Source organism: Thiomicrospira sp. WB1, assembly GCF_001507535.1.
Lineage (GTDB): Bacteria > Pseudomonadota > Gammaproteobacteria > Thiomicrospirales > Thiomicrospiraceae > Hydrogenovibrio.
In genome coordinates, this window is the sequence record NZ_LQBN01000004.1 from 144,170 (window position 1) to 163,350 (window position 19,181).

Annotated in this window: 14 protein-coding genes; 7 read left to right on the forward strand and 7 right to left on the reverse strand. The window is 53.7% G+C overall.

Annotated elements, in window-relative coordinates:
- The first annotated feature begins 14 nt into the window (after nt 1–14).
- Genes AVO41_RS10015 through AVO41_RS10660 form a run of 6 tightly spaced genes read left to right on the forward strand, consistent with a single transcriptional unit; the run spans nt 15 to nt 9,029 of the window.
- Nucleotides 15–668, forward strand: a complete 654-nt coding sequence (locus AVO41_RS10015) for a transglutaminase-like cysteine peptidase (RefSeq protein ID WP_068586507.1) — start codon at nt 15–17, stop codon at nt 666–668.
- Between the two features lie 18 nt (nt 669–686).
- A complete protein-coding gene (locus AVO41_RS10020; protein WP_068586510.1) occupies nt 687–2,642 on the forward strand; it encodes an EAL domain-containing protein in 1,956 nt (651 codons plus the stop codon).
- Entirely contained in the window at nt 2,635–4,827 is a 2,193-nt protein-coding gene (locus AVO41_RS10025; protein ID WP_082676735.1) for a type I secretion system permease/ATPase, read from the forward strand. The genes AVO41_RS10020 and AVO41_RS10025 overlap by 8 nt, the downstream gene beginning before the upstream one ends.
- Before the next feature lie 10 nt (nt 4,828–4,837).
- Nucleotides 4,838–6,181, forward strand: coding sequence for an HlyD family type I secretion periplasmic adaptor subunit (locus AVO41_RS10030; protein ID WP_235584731.1), 1,344 nt, complete (start codon nt 4,838–4,840; stop codon nt 6,179–6,181).
- 55 nt (nt 6,182–6,236) lie between these two features.
- Nucleotides 6,237–6,845: a response regulator transcription factor gene (locus tag AVO41_RS10035; protein WP_068586513.1), complete on the forward strand. Its 609-nt coding sequence runs from the start codon at nt 6,237–6,239 to the stop codon at nt 6,843–6,845.
- 39 nt (nt 6,846–6,884) lie between these two features.
- The gene (locus AVO41_RS10660; RefSeq protein ID WP_082676737.1) at nt 6,885–9,029 is read left to right on the forward strand and encodes a TolC family outer membrane protein; all 2,145 of its coding nucleotides are present in this window, start codon (nt 6,885–6,887) and stop codon (nt 9,027–9,029) included.
- Nucleotides 9,030–9,036: 7 nt separating this feature from the next.
- On the opposite strand, the gene AVO41_RS10045 is transcribed toward AVO41_RS10660, so the two are convergent.
- The 3 genes from AVO41_RS10045 to AVO41_RS10055 are packed head-to-tail and all read right to left on the reverse strand — an operon-like array spanning nt 9,037 to nt 11,521.
- Nucleotides 9,037–9,729 carry a sulfite exporter TauE/SafE family protein gene (locus tag AVO41_RS10045; protein ID WP_068586516.1) on the reverse strand — a complete coding sequence of 231 codons (693 nt, stop codon included), beginning with the start codon at nt 9,727–9,729 and terminating at the stop codon, nt 9,037–9,039.
- Nucleotides 9,726–11,270 (reverse strand): YifB family Mg chelatase-like AAA ATPase, encoded by a 1,545-nt coding sequence (locus AVO41_RS10050; protein ID WP_068586519.1) that lies wholly within the window; start codon nt 11,268–11,270, stop codon nt 9,726–9,728. Before AVO41_RS10050 ends, AVO41_RS10045 begins: the two co-directional genes overlap by 4 nt.
- Nucleotides 11,267–11,521 carry an accessory factor UbiK family protein gene (locus AVO41_RS10055; protein ID WP_235584732.1) on the reverse strand — a complete coding sequence of 85 codons (255 nt, stop codon included), beginning with the start codon at nt 11,519–11,521 and terminating at the stop codon, nt 11,267–11,269. The genes AVO41_RS10050 and AVO41_RS10055 overlap by 4 nt, the downstream gene beginning before the upstream one ends.
- A 77-nt stretch (nt 11,522–11,598) precedes the next feature.
- Between AVO41_RS10055 and AVO41_RS10060 the strand changes: the two genes are divergently transcribed.
- Nucleotides 11,599–12,681, forward strand: coding sequence for a GGDEF domain-containing protein (locus tag AVO41_RS10060; protein ID WP_235584733.1), 1,083 nt, complete (start codon nt 11,599–11,601; stop codon nt 12,679–12,681).
- Here the strand turns inward: AVO41_RS10060 and AVO41_RS10065 are convergent.
- The 4 genes from AVO41_RS10065 to dprA all read right to left on the reverse strand — a co-directional run bounded on the left by AVO41_RS10065 (nt 12,678) and on the right by dprA (nt 19,089).
- The gene (locus AVO41_RS10065; protein ID WP_068586521.1) at nt 12,678–13,409 is read right to left on the reverse strand and encodes an SPOR domain-containing protein; all 732 of its coding nucleotides are present in this window, start codon (nt 13,407–13,409) and stop codon (nt 12,678–12,680) included. The two genes, AVO41_RS10060 and AVO41_RS10065, sit on opposite strands and share 4 nt — an antisense overlap.
- Before the next feature lie 28 nt (nt 13,410–13,437).
- Complete coding sequence (gene argS, locus AVO41_RS10070; protein ID WP_068586524.1) at nt 13,438–15,195, reverse strand: arginine--tRNA ligase; 1,758 nt, start codon at nt 15,193–15,195, stop codon at nt 13,438–13,440.
- 101 nt (nt 15,196–15,296) lie between these two features.
- Entirely contained in the window at nt 15,297–17,795 is a 2,499-nt protein-coding gene (gene topA, locus AVO41_RS10075) for a type I DNA topoisomerase (RefSeq protein ID WP_068586528.1), read from the reverse strand.
- A gap of 196 nt (nt 17,796–17,991) precedes the next feature.
- Nucleotides 17,992–19,089 (reverse strand): DNA-processing protein DprA, encoded by a 1,098-nt coding sequence (gene dprA / locus AVO41_RS10080; protein ID WP_068586531.1) that lies wholly within the window; start codon nt 19,087–19,089, stop codon nt 17,992–17,994.
- Nucleotides 19,090–19,181 lie beyond the last annotated feature (92 nt).

The following is a 19,181-nucleotide window of genomic DNA, read 5'->3' on the forward strand; positions in this document are numbered from 1 at the left end:
AATAAAGGAGTTCCATGCCCAAAGTGTTCCCAATTTGGCTTTTGCTCAGCCTGGCAGCATTGGGAATCGGCTGGGCCAGTGCCACCGACACCACACAACTGGTCTCGGATGCCGATGTGGCGCAAGCCAAAAAGGACTACGGGCTTTTAGCTGGCCGTCGCATGCAGGCCTGGCAAGATTTGATCCGCGACAACCAACGCAAGCCGGAACGCTTGAAACTGCAGAAGGTCAACGATTTTTTCAACCAAGTAGCGTACAAGACCGACATCGAACACTGGGGGCAGAAAGATTACTGGTCAACGCCGACTGAACTGCTGGGAACCGATGGCGGAGACTGTGAAGACTATGTCATTGCCAAATATTTTACGCTCAAGGCTTTGGGCGTGGCCGAGGAAAAACTCTATCTGACATACGTCAAAGCGCTTCGTCCCAGACAGGCTCACATGGTGTTGACCTATTTCAAAACACCCACGGCTCAGCCGTTGGTGCTGGACAATATCAACACCCGAATCTTGCCGGCCGCCCAGCGCCGGGATTTGATTCCGGTGTACAGTTTTAACGGCGACGGGCTGTGGGTCGCCAAACAACGCGGCAAAGGCAAAGCCGTCGATGGCGGCACCCAAAAGTTGAAAAACTGGCAAAGCCTGCTCCGAAAAATGGACCAATAACCGCACACAGGTGGCAAAATGAGTCTGAACAAACAAATGGTACTGTTTATGACCACCTTATTTCTGGTGGTCTTAATCGGCACATTTATCCTACAACTGAACAGTACTCGGCAATTTCTGGCCAACCAGCTGGCGTCCCATGCTCAGGACACCGCCACGTCGCTGGGCCTGTCCCTGACTTCCGTCGCCGACCCGGAAGACCCCTCCACCATGGAAACCATGATCAACGCGGTATTTGACCGGGGTTATTACGCGCACATCACTCTGCGTGACCGGGATGAGCAGATCATTTATCAGCGACGCAACCCTCAAACCATCGAAGGCATTCCCCACTGGTTCATCCGTGCGGTTGCCATGGAAGCCCCTGAAAGCCATGCTTTGATCCAATCAGGCTGGATCCCCATCGGCGAATTGACTGTGCAGAGTCACCCGGGCTATGCCTACAGTGAACTCTGGCAGACGTTCAAACAATTGCTGGCCTGGTTTGCACTGGTGGCTCTCATTGCCATCGCGTTGGCGATCAGTGCCATTCGTCTCATGCTCAAACCCCTCCAGCGAATGGAGCGCCAGGCCCAGGCCATCGTCAAAAAAGAATACATTCTGCAAGACCCTCTGCCCAAAACCCATGAGTTCAAGCAGGTGGTCCATGCCATGAATGCCATGGTGGAGAAAATGAAAGTCGTCTTTGAGCGTGACGCTCAAAACGCGCAACGTTTGCAAAAGCTGGCTTATGAAGACCCCGTGACCGGTTTGAGCAACCGCAGTCACTTTGATATGAACATCGCCGCGATGCTGGACCCTCAAAACGATGCGCCCAGCGGCAGCATTGTCATGCTTCATATAGAAGGGCTCAAAACGCTCAATGACCGTCTGGGTTATATGGCCGGGGACAAATTGATCAAATCACTCGGAAAGCAAATGACGCAGGTACTGGCCCATGACGGTGCCTTTTTTGCCCGCCTGAACGGCACCGATCTGATCGGCTTGATCCCCGGCGTCAGAGCCCACACTCTGAACGATCCGGTCAACGCCCTGTTAAGCGCTATGCCTGGCTTGCTCGAAGAACTTCAAGCAGATGACTTACCGGTTTATCTGAACATTACCTACATAGCTTATCACCCGGGACAAACCCGAAGCGAACTGTTGTCAGGCCTTGATTATGGACTTCAACAAGCCAGTGACGCTGGCCCCAACCAGGCTTTTTGTCACACACCCGCTTCAGGCCAGGATCGATCCGAAGCCCCCTATGATCTGCAAGTGGCCCTGGATGAAAAGCGATTTCTGCTCTTTCAACAGCCCGTGATTGGAGAAACTCACACAACGACTCACCTGGAGCTGCTCGTCCGTTTACGCGACCGCAATGACACCACTCGATCTGCTGGCTTCTTCATGCCTGCGATTCAGGAACTGGGCTTGCAAGCCCGTCTGGACCATTACGTGATGCAACTGGCGCAAACGTATTTGGCGCAAACGCAAGACCCGTTGTCGCTGGATATCAACTTGAGCCTGCCTGCTCTCGCTTCCCCCGCTAACTGGCAAGCGTTTATCCGTCAATTAGGTGAGCTGGGCCAGGCACCACTAGCTTTCGAAGTGTCCGAGCGCGCCGCAACGAAAGCACCCGAGACGGCTCAGGCACTGGCCGATGCTTTGAGGCAAAACCAGAAACGCTTCGGTCTGGATCAATTCGGCTCTCATTTCACCCAAATGTCTTATCTGCAAACTTTACGGCCGGATTACCTGAAGCTTGATGCCGCATTGACCAAAGCCATCGAAAAAGACACCCAAACACAACAGTATGTCCAGGGGCTGGTTGAAATGTGTCAGAGCCTCGACATTGACATCATTGCCACCTCGGTGGAGACCGAACCGCAAATCCAGGCGTTCAAGGCACTGGGCGTTCAACAGTTCCAGGGGTATTATTTTGGGGTCCCGACCCCTTTGACCACACAAGCAACAGGAGCCGGGGATGACTGAGGCCGACATTGAAACACAAACAGCCCCCGAACAAGCCAGTTTGAACGAAACCACGACCCCCATCAGCTTCCAGGATCCGATACTGGATTGCCTGTTGATTTACACCCGCATGAACCGACGCCCGTTTTCCAAAGAATCTTTGATTTCGGGCTTGCCCATTCACAATGCCGAGCGACTGACACCCGAATTAATGAAACGTGCCGCCGACCGGGCCGGGCTCAGCATCAGTTACAAAAAACGCTCGCTGGACAAAATCCCCACCCTGGTCCTCCCGTGTATCTTAACCCTTAAAAATGACCAGGCCTGCTTGCTTGAGCAGATCGATGATGACAGCAAACAGGCCACAGTCATCTTTTCCGAAGCGCCTGACGGGCGCAAAACCGTCCCACTGGACCAACTTGCACGAGACTACCTCGGCTACGCCGTTTACATCACCGAAAAATTCCAACAAGCCGAGCGCAAGGAAGATTTGGTAGAAAACCGACGCGGACACTGGTTCTGGTCGACCTTCTGGGACAACAAAGGCATTTACCGTGATGTGATCATCGCCTCTCTTGTGATCAACCTGTTTGTTTTGGCCAACCCGCTGTTTGTGATGAATGTGTACGATCGCATTGTGCCCAACAATGCGATCGAATCTCTTTGGGTGCTGGCCATCGGCATCACTGTGGTCTATCTGTTTGACATCCTGCTCAAGTTTCTGCGTTCCTATTTTCTGGAAGTGGCCGGTAAAAAAAGCGATGTCATCATGTCGAGCAAATTGTTCGAACAGACGCTGGGCTTAAAAATGGAAAATCGAGGCGGCGCGATCGGGGCCTTTGCCAACAATCTCAAAGAATTTGACAGCATTCGCAACTTTTTCACATCGGGCACCATCGCCTCCATTGTCGACCTGCCCTTTGTGGTTATTTTCCTGTTGGTTATTTACTTCATTGCCGGTCAAATTGTGTACGTGCCGATCGCCATCATTGCCGTGATTGTGCTTTACAGTTTTGTCATGCGCGGCCCGATTCAACGCAGTGTCGAAGACACCTATGAAGCCTCGGCCCAGAAAAACGCAGTGCTGATCGAAACCCTGACCGCCATGGAAACCATCAAATCATTGGGGGTTGAGGCGCACTCGCAATGGAAATGGGAACAGGCGGTCGGTGAAATTGCCCGCACCAGTATTAAATCGAAAATGTTGCAAAACTCCATCGGCCGCATGACTGGCTTCATGCAGCAGATCAGCACCGTCGCCATCATTCTGGCCGGGGTGTATCTGATTCAGGACAAAGCATTGACTATGGGGGGCCTGATTGCCACCGTCATGCTCTCTCAGCGCACCATTGGGCCGATGGGCCAGGTTGCCAATCTCACCGCCACCTATCAACAGACCAAAACCGCCCTGAATGCCCTGAACGAGCTGATGCAAAAAGAAGTAGAGCGCCCGACCGCCAAACGCTTCATTCAGCACCCGCATTTTGAAGGGCGCATTGAATTCAAAAACGTGGTCTTCACCTATCCGGGCGAAACCAAACCGGCCTTGAACGGCATCACCTTCACACTGGAACCCGGGGAAAAACTCGGTATCATCGGTCGCATTGGCTCAGGCAAAACCACCATCGAAAAACTGATTCTCGGCTTTTACCTGCCCGACTCGGGCAGCATCATGATCGATGGGATCGACATCGCACAACTGGACCCGGCGGAACTGCGCCGCAACATTAACTATGTGCCCCAGGATGTGCGCCTATTCAGCGGCGACGTACGCGACAACATTGCCTACCGTGCGCCCTATGTGGAAGACAGCGACATCCTCAGGGCAGCTCGTCTAGCCGGCGTGGATGACTTCATCAAAACCCACCCTTCCGGCTACAGCCTGCCGATTGCTGAAGGCGGGGACTCTCTGTCCGGCGGACAACGCCAAAGCATCGGGGTCGCCCGCGCCCTGCTGTTGGACAGCGCCATTTACCTGTTTGACGAACCCACCAATTCCATGGACGCCAAAACGGAACAGACACTGATCAATCGATTGAAAAAAGACGTCATCAACAGCACCGCCATTCTGGTCACCCACAAAATGAGCCTGCTGCAACTGGTGGATCGCCTGATTGTTCTGGAACACGGCAAGATTATTGCGGATGGCGCCAAAGACAAAGTACTCGAAGCCCTCAAATCCGGGCGCATCAGCAAGCAAACTTAGGGCGGAAAAGATGACGAAACGCAATTCACACAAACATCTCTCCGAATCCGATCTGAGGTTTATGTCCAGCCTGAGCCAGGCTTCACTGGAAAAACCCACAGTGCGCTCTCAGCTTCTGGTCTGGATTTTCTTTCTGGTGATCATTTGGGGCATTGTCTGGGCCAGCCAGGCCGAGTTGGACAAAATCGTTCGGGGTGAAGGCAAAGTCGTCCCTTCCAGTCGCATTCAAGTAGTACAAAACCTTGAGGGTGGCATCGTCGAAAACATCTTTGTCAGTTCCGGCGAAAAAGTCAAACAGGGACAAGTGCTGCTCAAACTGGACAACACCCAGTACATCAGTTCCTACGGCGAGACCAAAGCCCAGCAGTTCGACCTACTGGCTCAGGCCACCCGCCTTCAAGCGCAGGCCACAGGGCGACCGTTTGCGTCTAAACCGCCGGCCGATGACCCCAAGGTCACCGAAATGTTCAACCGCGAAGAAAAGCTGTATAGAAACCAGTTGGACCGGCTGGAAACCACCACCGACATCCTGCGAGAAAAAATCAGTCAGCACAAGTCGGATTTGGACGACGCCTACAGTCGTTTTCGTCAGGTTTCCAAAAGTCTGGAGCTCCTGCGCCAGGAAGTCAACATGATGAAACCCTTGGTCCAGGAAGGCATTGCTTCCGAAGTCGATCTGCTTAAAAGCCAGCGCGAAGCCACCGACCTTGAATCCGAACTCAAATCCATCGAAATTTCCATCCCCCGACTGAAATCGATCATTACCGAATCGCGCAAAAAGATCGAAGAAGAGACCAAAAAATTCCGCAATGAAGCACAGAAAGAACTCAATACCGTGCTGGCCAAACTGTCCCAGCTTGAAAGCTCGGAAGAGGCGATTGAAGACCGCGTTCGGCGCACCAACATTACCTCCCCGGTCAACGGCACCATCAACGAACTGATGGTGTCCTCCCTGGGCGAAGTGGTCAAACCAGGCAGTGACATTGCCAAAATCGTGCCTTTGGACGATGCATTGATTCTGGAAACCAAAATCCTGCCCGCTGACATTGGGTTTGTTTACCCGGGGTTGAAAGCCAAAGTGAAATTTACCGCCTACGATTTCGCGATCTATGGGGGGCTGGAAGGCACGGTGAAAGAAGTCTCAGCCGACACCATGACCGACGAAGAAGGCAATAGCTTTTACATTGCCCGAATCAAAACCAATCAAAATCACCTGGGTAATTCAGACAACCCCTTGTACTTATTGCCAGGCATGCAGGCTTCTGTGGATATTATCGTCGGCAAACACACCGTGTTGGATTATTTGATTAAACCAATTATCAAAGCCAAAGATGTTGCTTTGAGAGAATCTTAACGTAAACTTAGCCAGAACGATTATAAAAAATGCCCATAAACAATGTTGCACTCATATGGAAACTATTTGTCTCTACTTGCCTCAACCTTCTGTGGCTGAACACTGGGAGAATGCTCTGAATGAGCCTTACCAGAAAATCAGAAGTCTTGCTGACTTCCAACAGATACAAAGGTGTTTATGGGTTGCCCAGTATCAGCCTGACGTTTCAACGGAATTCATTGACAATCTCCTTGCACAACAGCAACCTGTCCTCCTTGTGTCCAATCAACCTAACGAACAAGAAGGCCTGAGCTGGCTCAAAAAAGGAGTGCGCGGTTACCTCAACAGTTTTGCTCATGCTGAAGTAATCGGGCATGCACTGGCCGCCATTCGGCAAGGCAATACATGGGTTGGCCAAAACATTATGCAAGCTCTTATACAGGGTGTTACCACGCTTGAAAGCCAGACAAACCGGAATCAGTCCTGGCGAGAGCGGCTTTCCGATCGTGAAACGGAAACGGTGGAAGCGATTTTACAAGGCAAAAGCAACCGGGAAATTGCTCAGGCGATGAACATCACCGAGCGCACCGTCAAATCGCACGTCCATCATATTTTAGAAAAATTAGAGGCAAAAGATCGTCTCAACCTGGTCCTAAAGATACAGAACTGGCACAAAGTCTGCTAATTTTTTTAAATAACTATTACATATAAAAGAAGTTCTCGCATGAAACGCACTCTTTCAATTGCACGAACAGCCATCATTGCATTTTTGGTTGCCACAGCCTTTTCTGTCCGTGTCACGTATGCTGCCCCTTTTGAAAAACTCATCGAAGACGCCGTTCTCCACAACCCGGAATTTCGTCAGGAAATCAAAGCGTACCGGGCAATTCAGTCTGAACTGAGAGAGGCACAAAGCGGCTACTACCCAACCGTTGATCTCAATGCAGGCATCGGCTACGAAGAGGTAGATCGATCGGACGTTGGCGGCATTGATAACAGTGGCGGGGACGGCCTGACACGAAAAGAAGGCAGTATTAATTTAACGCAAAACCTGTTTCAAGGGTTTGCGACCCAGGACAACGTCGCCAGAGTTAAGCACAAACGAAACGCCCAAGCCTATCAGGCCCTGGCCACGGCAAACAACCTTGCCATGCAAATGATTCAGGCCTACATCGATTTGTTGAAAGAAGATGAGTTACTCAAACTGGCCCAGAACAACCTGGACACGCATTTGAAGATCTTTGACCAAATCAAAAAACGAACCGATGCCGGTATTGGAAATCAGGTGGAACTCAACCAAGCCAAGGCTCGCGTCGCCTTGGCCAAATCAAGTTTGAGCGCTGCCAAAAATAACTATGATGATGTCAAAGCATCCTTTCGACGCATTCTAGGGAGGGATCCTGACTCTCTTTTGATGAAACCTGAATTTTCCATTCAGTTACCCAAGGACATCCAAACAGCCACGCACATTGCGTTATTAGAACACCCGCAAATCAAATCTGCGGACGAAGACGTTTTTGAAGCAAAAATGCAGTACAAAGGCAGCCGAAGCCAATTTTACCCGCGCTTTGATATCGAGATCAGCCGCTCAATGGATGAAAACATTAATGGCATTCAAGGGCGTGAGGAAAACATGCAGGCCATGCTTAGAATGCGATATAACCTTTATAATGGGGGACGTGACTCAGCCGTTCGTCGTCGCACCGCAAGTCAATACCATCAGGCCGCTGAAATTCGAAATAACACCCGCCGACAAGTGATTGAAGATTTGCGTTATGCCTGGAATGCCAATACTTACATCTCCGAGCAGCTTGAGCACATCAGCCAACACATCAACATGACCCACGAAACATTAATTGGTTACCGAAAACAATTCAGTCTTGGGCGCCGTTCACTCTTGGACTTGCTGAACACTGAAAATGAATATTATGGCGCCCTGGAAACACTGATCAACAATGAAGCCGACCGCTTAAAAGCGCAATATAAGATTGTTTCAGGCATGGGATTACTCTTAAATCAACTCAATATCGAATTTCGTTTTCTCGATGTTCCCACCCCCGTAACGCACCATTTAGACCAACGCACAACAGATCAAACCCCTGTCCGCCCTTTGAACATTTTGGCAGAAAAAACAACCAGTCCAACCGTGGCTGACGCAGGCGAAAAAGCAAAGACAAATCAACTGAATGACGCTCCAGAGGAGAAAGGGCAACCCGAAACACTTTCAGAAAACGAACCGAACCCAATTAAAACTGAGAAGTCAGACGACTCTGCGCAAAAAGAAATAAATCACATTCCTCTTTATACCATCCAACTTGCCAGTTTTGTGAAAGAACAGGATGCCAAAGCATTCATCGAGCGATTCAAACTAGAACAAGCTCACTATGAACTAAGACAAGTCAGAGGGAAACAATATTTTGCGGTCAGTGCTGGTCAGTTCGCGGGCTACAGTAAGGCCAAACAGGCAGTGCCTGAGTATCAAACCAAGATAGGTCGTTCGGTATGGATTCGAAAATTGGAAGATATGGATCAGGGACGGCTGAACCCGGTCAAAACCAGCAAAAAGACCACCTCTAAGGAACCTGCACCGAGAAGCAACCAGCAACAAAATGAAAAGCAAACCAGTGAAAGTTCAACAGCACCCTATACCGTTCAACTTGCCAGTTTTGTGAAAGAGCAGGATGCAAAGAACTTTATTGAGCGCTTTCAACTGGACAGGGCCACCTACGCACAAAGGTTCATTAATGGTAAAAGATATTTTTCGGTGAGAGCAGGGGCTTATCAATCTCAGCGTAAAGCAAGGAAGGCGGCATCAGAATTCGAGGCGCTGACTGGCAAATCAGCCTGGGTTCTAAAATTAAGCGAATAAAAACAGATTAATTCACCTCCAGTGAAAGCGCCAGGTACCATTGCCATGCCCCCATGGCAATGACGCCTAGCCCGGCCCCTTTTTGCACCCAACGATTGCGTGACAGACGGGTAAACACAAACGCAAAACTTCCCATCAATAACAAGTTTGGCAGCGTCCCCAGGCCAAAAGCCAGCATCACTCCGGCCCCTTGCAGGGCACCACCGGCTGACAAAGCCATAATCAGCATGCTGTAAACCAAGCCGCATGGCAACCAACCCCAGACAAACCCAAACCCCCAGGCCTGGTGAAAATGGCGAACCGGCAGCATTTTCTGACCCAATGGCTGAATCCGTTTCCACAGCCGCTGACCCAATTTTTCGACATGCACCAGTACTTGCCACCAGCCGCCCAGATACAAACCCAGCAAAATCATAAAACCGCCTGCCAGCCATTGCAGGGTCTGCTGCAAGGGCAGCAGATCGGTCAGACTGATCAACGTGTGCCCGAGATAACCAAACACCGCCCCCATCAGGGCATAGCTGCTGATGCGACCCAGGTTATAGCCTAACTGATAAGGCAGCATGCGCCAGAAACTCACCTGAGCTTTGGGTTCCAACTGAAACGTCAGTGTCCCGACCACACCGCCACACATACCCAGACAATGCACGCCGCCCAGCAACCCAACAACGAGGGCACTGAGATACATCGACTCCATCATCCCTGACCACCCCATCGGTCCAGACGTCGATACGAAAGCGCTTCGCTCACCGCCTGGGCACCAATGTCCGTCTGACCCTGCATATCAGCGAGCGTTCGAGCCACACGCAAAATCCGGTGATAGCCTCGTGCGGACAGTCCCAAACGGTTCATCGCTTTTTCCAGCAGCGCATGGGTGGCATCGTCCAGCGGCCATTGCTGCTGCATGGCTGACACGGGCATCTCCGCGTTCAGACATCCTTGCCTGGCCTGCTGACGGGCCTGGCAATCCGCCACGCGGGAACGTATCATCGAAGATGTTTCGGTGTTCGCATCCTTGTGTTGTCCGGCCAGTTCCGCATATTCCACTGCGGGAACTTCCAGATGACAATCGATCCGATCCATTAAAGGGCCTGACAATTTGCGTTGATAACGCGCTATCTGTTCGGGCGTATCTTTGCAGCGACCTTGCGGATCATCAGCAAAAAAACCGCTGGGCGAAGGGTTAGCCGCGCAGATCAATTGCACCTGAGCAGGGAAAGACACTTTCTGATTGACGCGGGTGATTTGAACCCTGCCGGTTTCCAGCGGCTCGCGCAAGGCTTCCAGCACGGGCCGCTGAAATTCGGGCAGCTCATCCAGAAACAACACCGAGTGATGCGCCAGAGAAATCGCGCCCGGCTGGATCACACTGCCTGACCCGCCGCCGATCATCGCAGCGGCCGTGGCGCTGTGATGCGGACTTTCAAAGTGACGCTGATAGAACTCATCCGGTGCACGCTCCTTGCCGGCCACCGAGTGAATAGCGGCCAAAGCCAATGCCTGTTCTTCTTCCAAAGGCGGTAAAATCGTAGGAAAGCGCTCAGCCAGCATGCTTTTTCCCGAACCAGGCGGCCCGATCATCAACAACGAATGACCACCGCTGGCACAGAGCTCCAGTACCCGCTTGGCCTGCAATTGCCCCTGCACATCCTGCATGTCTTTCTGATACACCGGTGGGGCCGTCTCGGTCAGCATTGCGTTTGCCGCAGGCAGCTCGTACTCTTCCAGAAGATAGGCGCACACCTCGTTCAAATGCGCCGCGCCAAGTACGTTTGCACCAGTCACCCGAGCGCACTCCGGCAGGCTCTCCTCAGGTACGATCACACAACGACCGGATTGACTGGCCTGAATCACAGCGGGCAACATGCCCGGGACCGGGCGCAAGCGCCCGTCCAACGACAATTCGCCCAAAAACTCAAACCCCGCCAGCGATTTGGCAAACGTCACCGCCCCCGTTGCAGCCAGCACGCCCAACGCAATGGCCAAGTCATAACGACTGCCCTGCTTGGGCAAATCGGCTGGCGCCAGGTTCACCGTGATGCGCTTGGGCGGCAGGCTATAACCATTCGCGGACAAAGCGCTGCGAACCCGATCGCGTGATTCCTTGACACTGGCCTCGGGCAATCCTACCAGCGAAATATTGGGCAGCCCGTTACTGGCATGCACCTCTACTTGAATCTCAGGCGCTGAGACACCCTGAAGCGCCCGGCTGAAGACACACGCGTAACGCGACTGGCTCAAGCCGACGACTCCAGAGACGCCTCCAGCTCGGCCACTTGCTTCTCTAAGGCTTCCAGTTTCAGGCGGGTTTTGACCAACACCTCCGATTGATGATCAAAGGCCTCTCGGGACACACAATCCAGCTGAGCGAGTTGTTGCGCCAGCGTGGCTTTGAGATGAGATTTAACGGAGTCAGGCAAACTGCCAGCCTGTTCCGGCAGCGCTGACAGAACGCGCTCAATCGCGGCATCAATGGACGAAGAATTCAGCATGTCACCTCCTGCATTATCATGCCGCTACTATAATCCATCGTAAGCGGTAATACCATCCATCCAATGAAAGGTGTAAAATGTCCGCATTGCACACATCTGACTTCGAGGCCGGCATGTTATTGGACATCAAAGACGCACCCGATAAAGCACAACGCATTTTCAGGCAACTGGTTGACGTCTTCGATGATCAGGAAATCAATCCGACGCCCCTGAACTATTACATCTGGTATCAGTACTACAAAGGCAATCATCCAAAATTTCGTCAGGAAATGGACGCCGCGCTCAATGACCCGTTCGGCTACAACGATCGACTCGGTCGCCGACTCTATGACGAATACTTTGCTGAGGACGAACCGACCAACGAGTTTGATCGCGCGTTCAAACGTCTGATCAACCTGGTCATTCAGAAGATGAATGCCTGGAGCGACAAGCTTGAACAACACACCGAAACCCTCAATCAGTGCACCGACTCACTCACTGCAGAAAACGTGGACGCCGAACGTCTGCGGGAGCTGACGCAATCGGTTCTCAGCACCGCGTCCTCAATGAAGGCCTCCAGTGAAGCATTTCAGCAGGACATGCTGCAAAGCAACGAAGAAATTGCTCATCTGCGCCAGCAGCTGATCGAAGCCAAAGCCGAAACCATGACCGATGAACTCACCGAAATCGGCAATCGAAAAGCCTTTAACCACACCATCCGCGATGCCGTGGAGGAACACTCGTCACAGCCCGGATCACTGATTCTCATTCTGACCGACATTGACCACTTTAAACGTTTCAATGACACCTTCGGCCATTTGGTGGGTGACAGCGTCTTACGCTACTTTGCCAACATGATGAAGAAAACACGCGGGGACAACGAAAGCATCAGCCGTTTCGGTGGGGAAGAGTTTGCAATTCTGCTGACCAACAGCGACCTTGAGTCCGCTCAGGCGCGCGCCGAAACCATTCGAAAAACCCTGCAGCAGGCGCGTCTCAAGCGCAAAGATTCCAGTGAAAACCTGGGGGAGATCACGGCCTCATTTGGTGTCGCGGCCTACACGGGTGAAGACATCGAAGACTGGATTCACCGGACGGACGACGCCTTATACCAGGCCAAAAAAGAGGGACGGAATCGAGTGGTGGTGGCCGCAGCGCCCACAGAAGAAGACACCAGTTAATCGCTCTGTTGATCACGAATGATCAGGGTATCCACGCCCAGGCGACGTAACGCGTTGCGCTGTTTGTTCAGTGCCAGCCGATCATCGAAAGGGCCCATACGCAATCGGTAATAGGTGCCATGCTCCGTGGTCAGCTTGGACACCGTCAGCGACTGTCCATGCGCTTTCAGGCGTTTCTGTTCGGCCAGCGCGTAGCGCTTGGCGCCAAATGACCCCGCCTGTATATAATGCGGCACATCCAGTTTAACCGACAATGGAATCGCATCCACCACGACTTCGGCTTCGGCCAACCCCTGATAAAAGGTAAACGCCACCTCTTTTTTCTCAGCCGACGCCTCATGTGCATGAGGATTGGGCAATGCCTCGACCAGCTTAGGCGCTGGCTCCGACGATCCGTGCGTGTCATCATCCGCCCCCGACTGTGTGGTCACAGGAGCCGTTTCATCCGAAGGAGCGGTGTCGTCAGTCACTGAAACATCGTTCAAAGGCTCGGCTTCCGCCACCGCCTCAGATGCCTCCACTTTTTCCGACTTGACCCCGCGTTCCGCAAAATGGGTCACCACCCAGTAAGCGCCCATCAAGGCCGCACTCAGGCCAACGGCCAGTGCCCAGGCACCGCCTCGTTTTTTTGGCATCTGCTCCGATGATGGATCGGCTTCGGGTGCACGCTGCGACTGGCGCTGATAGGGTTGCCGCTTGACCGGTCCGTGGCGGTAATCCCGCGTCATGTTGCCATCCTTCGCCTGCTGAGTTGTGTCACATCCGCTCCGGTGCGGCCACGCCCAGAATGGCCAAACCGTTCTGCAGGACTTGGCGCACCGCGCTGACCAGCGTCAAGCGCGCATTTCGCAGGGACGCATCGTCCACAACAAACTGACAGGCGTTGTAGTAAGTATGCAAGCCTTGCGCCAAGTCCTTGAGATAATAAGCAATCTGATGCGGTTCGTAGGCACTGGCCGCGCGCGCAATGGTCTCCGGATACTTGGCCAGCAGAATCGCCAGATCTTTTTCAGCGTCGGCCTCCAGCTGATCCATGTTCGCCAAACCGGCCTCAATATCCAGCGCCCAGCCTTTGTCGGCGGCCTGATTTAAGACCTGACAGATGCGCGCATGCGCATATTGAATGTAATAAATCGGGTTTTCATTGCTCTGTGACTTGGCCAGATCCAGATCAAAATCCATGTGCTGTTCGGATTTGCGCTGCACATAAAAGAAACGCGCCGCATCCGTGCCCACATCGTGGCGCAGTTGGCGCAGGGTGACAAACTGCCCCGAACGCGTCGACATGGCCAGCTTTTCGCCACCACGCCACAGGGACGCAAACTGCACCAACAGTACCTGAAGGGCGTCCGGGTCGGTCTCTAATGCCGCCATGGCCGCCTTGACCCGCGGCACATACCCATGGTGGTCGGCCCCCCAGACATCGATCAGCACATCAAACTCACGTTCCAGCTTATTGAAGTGATAGGCGATGTCCGAGGCAAAATAGGTTTTGAGTCCATTGTCGCGCACCACCACGCGATCCTTCTCATCGCCATAGTCGCTCGAACGGAACCAGAGCGCGCCGTTCTGCTCATAGATTTTCCCGGCCTGCTGTAGCTTTTCGATGGCGGCATCCACCAGCCCTGAATCCATCAGCGAACGTTCTGAGAACCATTCATCAAAGGTCACACCAAATTCGGCAAGATCTTCCTGAATATCCTGCAAAATCGCATCCAACGCGGCTTTGAGAACGGCTTCATAACCGTTCTCCAACAGGGTTTTGGCCCGTTCAATCAGTGCATCAATGTAGGTTTCCTTGTCTCCGCCATCTGGCTCATCGGCAGGCAATGAGGCCAGCACCGTCTCCGCCGAATGCCGAAACGCCTCACCATGGCTTTCGACCAGCGCATCCGCGATGTCGTAGATGTAGTCACCCTGGTAACCATTCGCCGGAAACGCAATGGATTCGCCGCAGCGCTGCAAATACCGAACCCAGGTGGACGCCGCCAGAATGTCCATCTGCCGACCGGCATCGTTAACATAATATTCTTTTTGCACCTTGAACCCGGCTGTGGCCAGCAGACTGGCCACACTGGCCCCGTAGGCTGCGCCACGGCCGTGACCCACGTGCAAAGGGCCGGTCGGGTTGGCGGAAACAAATTCCACCAACACTCGACGCCCCTGGCCGACCTGGCAGCGCCCGAACGCTTCTTTCTGCGTGAGCACCTCGGTCACAATGTCAAACTTGGCCTCATCGGCCATAAAGAAATTTAGAAACCCAGGTCCCGCGATCTCCACCTTGGCAATCTCCGCCCGCACCGGCAGTCGATCAATGATCATTTGCGCCACGTCTCGGGGAGGCTGGCCAACCGCCTTGGTCAGCATCATCGCCAAGTTGCTGGCCAGGTCACCATGTGCCTTGTCTTTGGTGTTTTCAATGTGAATGCGCGGGCTGGCGGAATCGGCCAGCAGTTCGTCTTGCTTGAGTTGTTCAACTGCCTGGTGCAGGCATTGTTCGATAATGCTTTTCATGCTCACAGTCTCTGAATTGAGGGGCATCCAAGGCAAAAACCACCAGGCCTGGTGAATGTTGCCTTCCGTCCTTTACAATCGGCTAAAAAAGCGTCCACCGATCAGGACGTGGATTTTTTGGTCGTCTTTTTGGTCGCAGGTTTGCGGGTCGTTTTCTTTGTGGTTGTCTTTTTGGTGGTCGTTTTCTTCGCGGCGGTTTTCCTGGTCGCCGTTTTTTTCGCCGGGGCCTTTTTGGCCGCACCGCGCCGACCCCGTTTTTTGGGCTCAGGCGCTTCATCCAAGCGTTTCTGGCATTCCTCCAGACTTAACGCCTGAGGGTCTTCGTCTTTTTTGATCTTGGCGTTCTTGCGCGTACTCACATCGGTGATGTATGGCCCCCAACGCCCTTTCAGAATCTTGACGTCCGTGCCCTCGAACACGCGGATGATTTTTTCCGCCTCGGCCTGGATTTTGGCTTCCACCAGTGCCACGGCATCCTCCAGCTCGATCGACAGCGGATCAAAGCCTTTGATCGGCGCGTATTTTTTGGGACCGTACTCCAAATAGGGACCAAACGGCCCCTGCTTGGCAATCAGTGTCTGCCCTTTTTCCACGCCAAACTGGGTGCCGTCCACAGCTGTGGCATGATAGCTTTCCGGCATCTGCCCCACCTCGCGCGGCAGCTTGAACAGCTCCAGCGCTTCTTCCAGCTTAAGCGTGTCCATTTTCTGCCCCGGTTTCAGGCTGGCAAAGGTGGGTTTTTCATCATTCTCGCCATCGCCTTTCTGGACATAGGGTCCATAACGTCCGATTTTGACAAAAATCGGCTCACCGCTTTTGGGGTCATTGCCCAGAGGGCGTGCCTGCCCCGCTTCTTCACGCGAGACGTCTTCGGCGGCGACCACACGCGGGTGAAACTGCTGGTAGAATTTATCCAGCATCGCCTGCCAGGATTCCTTGCCTTCGGCAATGGTATCAAACTCGGATTCCACCAGCGCGGTAAAATGGTAGTCCACCACATCGCCAAAATGTTTGACCAGAAAATCGGTCACCACCCCGGCAATGTCGGTTGGAAACAGTTTGTTTTTCTCGGTGCCGGTTTTTTCGGTGAGGGTCTCGGCCTTCAAACCTTCGGGCGTCAGCGCCCATTGACGCACGTCTCTGGGTGTGCCTTCGCGATCTTCTTTGACCACATAGCCCCGTTGCTGAACGGTATCGATGGTAGGCGCATAGGTCGAGGGTCGACCGATGCCCATTTCTTCCAGCGTGCGAACCAGGGATGCTTCATTGTAACGGGCCGGCGGCCGCGAAAAACTCTGTTTGGCCAACAGCTCTCGGACCTGCAGCGCCTGGCCGACACTGAGCGGCGGTAACTGGCCGTCGAGTTTTTCGTCGTCCAAGTCATAGGCTTTCAGAAAGCCTTCAAACGTGACCACCTCGCCCTTGGCGGTGAGCTTTTCGCTGGGCAGTTCACTCAGGCCGATGTCCACTGTGGTGCGCAAGACCTGCGCTTCACTCATTTGCGAAGCAATGGCCCGACGCCAGATCAGTTGGTACAGACGCTGTTCGTTGCGCTCACCCGTGACCGATTTGGTGGAAAAGTCCGTGGGGCGAATCGCTTCGTGTGCTTCCTGCGCATCGGCGTTCTTGGTTTTATAACGGCGCGGCTTGGCAAAGTCGCTGCCATAATCCTGGGTGATGGTGTTCTTGGCCTTGGCAATCGCCTCTTCCGACAGGTTCAGGGAATCGGTTCGCATGTAGGTGATCTTACCGGCTTCATACAGGCGCTGCGCCAGCGTCATGGTCTGCTTCACCGAAAAACCAAGCTTGGCGGCGGCTTCCTGCTGCAGGGTCGAGGTGGTAAACGGTGGTTTGGGTGATTTTTTGCCCGGTTTCTCCTGCAGGTCAGTGACCGACAGCGCGCTTTTTTGCACGCTTTGCAGATAGGCCTGAGCCTCGTCTTCGGTTTTGAACGCCTGGCTGCGCTTAACCACGACATCCCCGATGACGTTTCCAGCCTCATCCAGAATGTCCAGCGTCCCCTGAACACGGTAACTGGCCTGGGGTTCAAACGCATCCACTTCGCGCTCACGTTCGACAATCAGACGCACCGCCACCGATTGCACCCGCCCAGCGGACAGACCGGTACGGATTTTTTTCCACAGGATCGGTGACAATTCAAACCCAACGATTCGATCCAGAATCCGACGGGCCTGCTGTGCCTCGACCAGGTCCATGTCCACCCGTCTGGGCTTGGCAATGGCCTGCTGAATCGCATTTTTGGTGATTTCATGAAACACGATGCGCTTGGTGTCTTTCACATCCAGTTTCAGCGCCTCGGCCAAATGCCAGGCAATCGCCTCCCCTTCGCGGTCCTCATCCGTGGCCAGCCAGACCGACTCCGCGTCTTTGGACAACTTGCGCAATTCCGTGACCGTTTTCTTTTTATCCGGCGACACTTCATATCGGGGCTCAAAGCCCTGATCAATGTCAATGCCCATGCCCTTTTTTTGAATGTCGCGAATGTGGCCATAACTGGAACGCACCGTAAATCCCGGTCCCAGAAACTTTTCAATGGTTTTTGCCTTGGCAGGCGACTCCACGATCACCAGATCGGTCATGTTTCACTCACTTTGACGGTTATGTTGGCCGGTTTATCTGTTGCAGGCGGCCGAATGGGCTTTTTAACCAGGCCTGGTTAAAACAACCTCGGCGACTGGGTTTGAGGCCAATAAGATACACGAGATTGGTTCAACAGACAAAATTGATCGCGCATTCTACTATTTATGGGGACGCTTTTCCAAACCCTGCTCGCTTTCAGTTCCCCATTCGTCGAAACCGCCCGGCCGAAAGCGCTTCGACCCGGCCTTCCAGCTCAAGCATCAACAGCTCACTCTGTAGCGTCGCCACCGACAAACCACTGACTTGGGCCAGTTCATCCAGCGAACAAGGTTCATAGGTCAGCCAGCGAAATAGGTCCGTTTCGCTCTCCGGGGGATCGGCCCGCACACTGGTTTGTACCGGGGGCGCCACCGCCGAGTGCAGGCCGGGGCCCAGCTCTTCCAGCACATGCTCGGCGGTTTCCACCAGCTTGGCGCCCTCGCGGATCAGTTGATGACAGCCTTTCACCTGAGGATCGTGAATGGAGCCGGGCATCGCAAACACCTCGCGCCCCTGTTCCAACGCCTGCTTTGCTGTAATCAGGGAGCCACTTTTCAGCGCGGCCTCAACCACCAACGTGCCATGACTCAATCCCGCAATGATTCGATTACGCGCCGGAAAATGCCGCGCCAAAGGCCGCGTACCCAGCGGGTATTCCGAAACCAGCGCTCCCTGGGCGGCCACGGCCTGCGCCAGCCGGTGATTGCTCGCGGGATACACCCGATCCAGTCCGGTCGCCACCACCGCCACCGTCTGACCGGCTTTTAATGCTCCCTCATGCGCAGCCCGATCGATGCCGGACGCCAACCCACTGGTCACGGTCAGACCTTTTTCGGTAAGCGCCTGCGCCAACGATGCCGCGGAGGCCTGACCGGATTGCGTGGCCCGTCGCGCGCCCACCATGGCCACCTGCGGGTCGCTAAGCAAATCAACCGAACCGCGCACGTAGAGCAGCCAGGGCGGATCCGCCGTTTCCTTCAGTAGAGGTGGATAGCCTTCGGCCCAGTAATGCAGCAGGTGCTGTCCCGACTCAGACTGCCACGCCCGTGCCTCCGCCTGCCAGGCTGACTGCGCCGGGTCCAGAAGTCGGTCCAGCTGATGAGCGGTCAACAGTTTCAGACGTTCCCATCTGGCCCGATCCGCCTCGAGCGCCGTCTTCAGATCCCCAAAGACCGCCAGAATTTTTTGCAGCCGGGCGAAACGTATTCCGGCAAAATGAAACGGCAACAGGTTTTCCAGCGTGGGCGCAGACATATTCGCCTTTAATTCGTTTATAATAAGCGCTTTGCACGAGTCATAATGACTCGATCTGGTGGGGTTCGAAAGAACACCGCTTTTTTTATTGT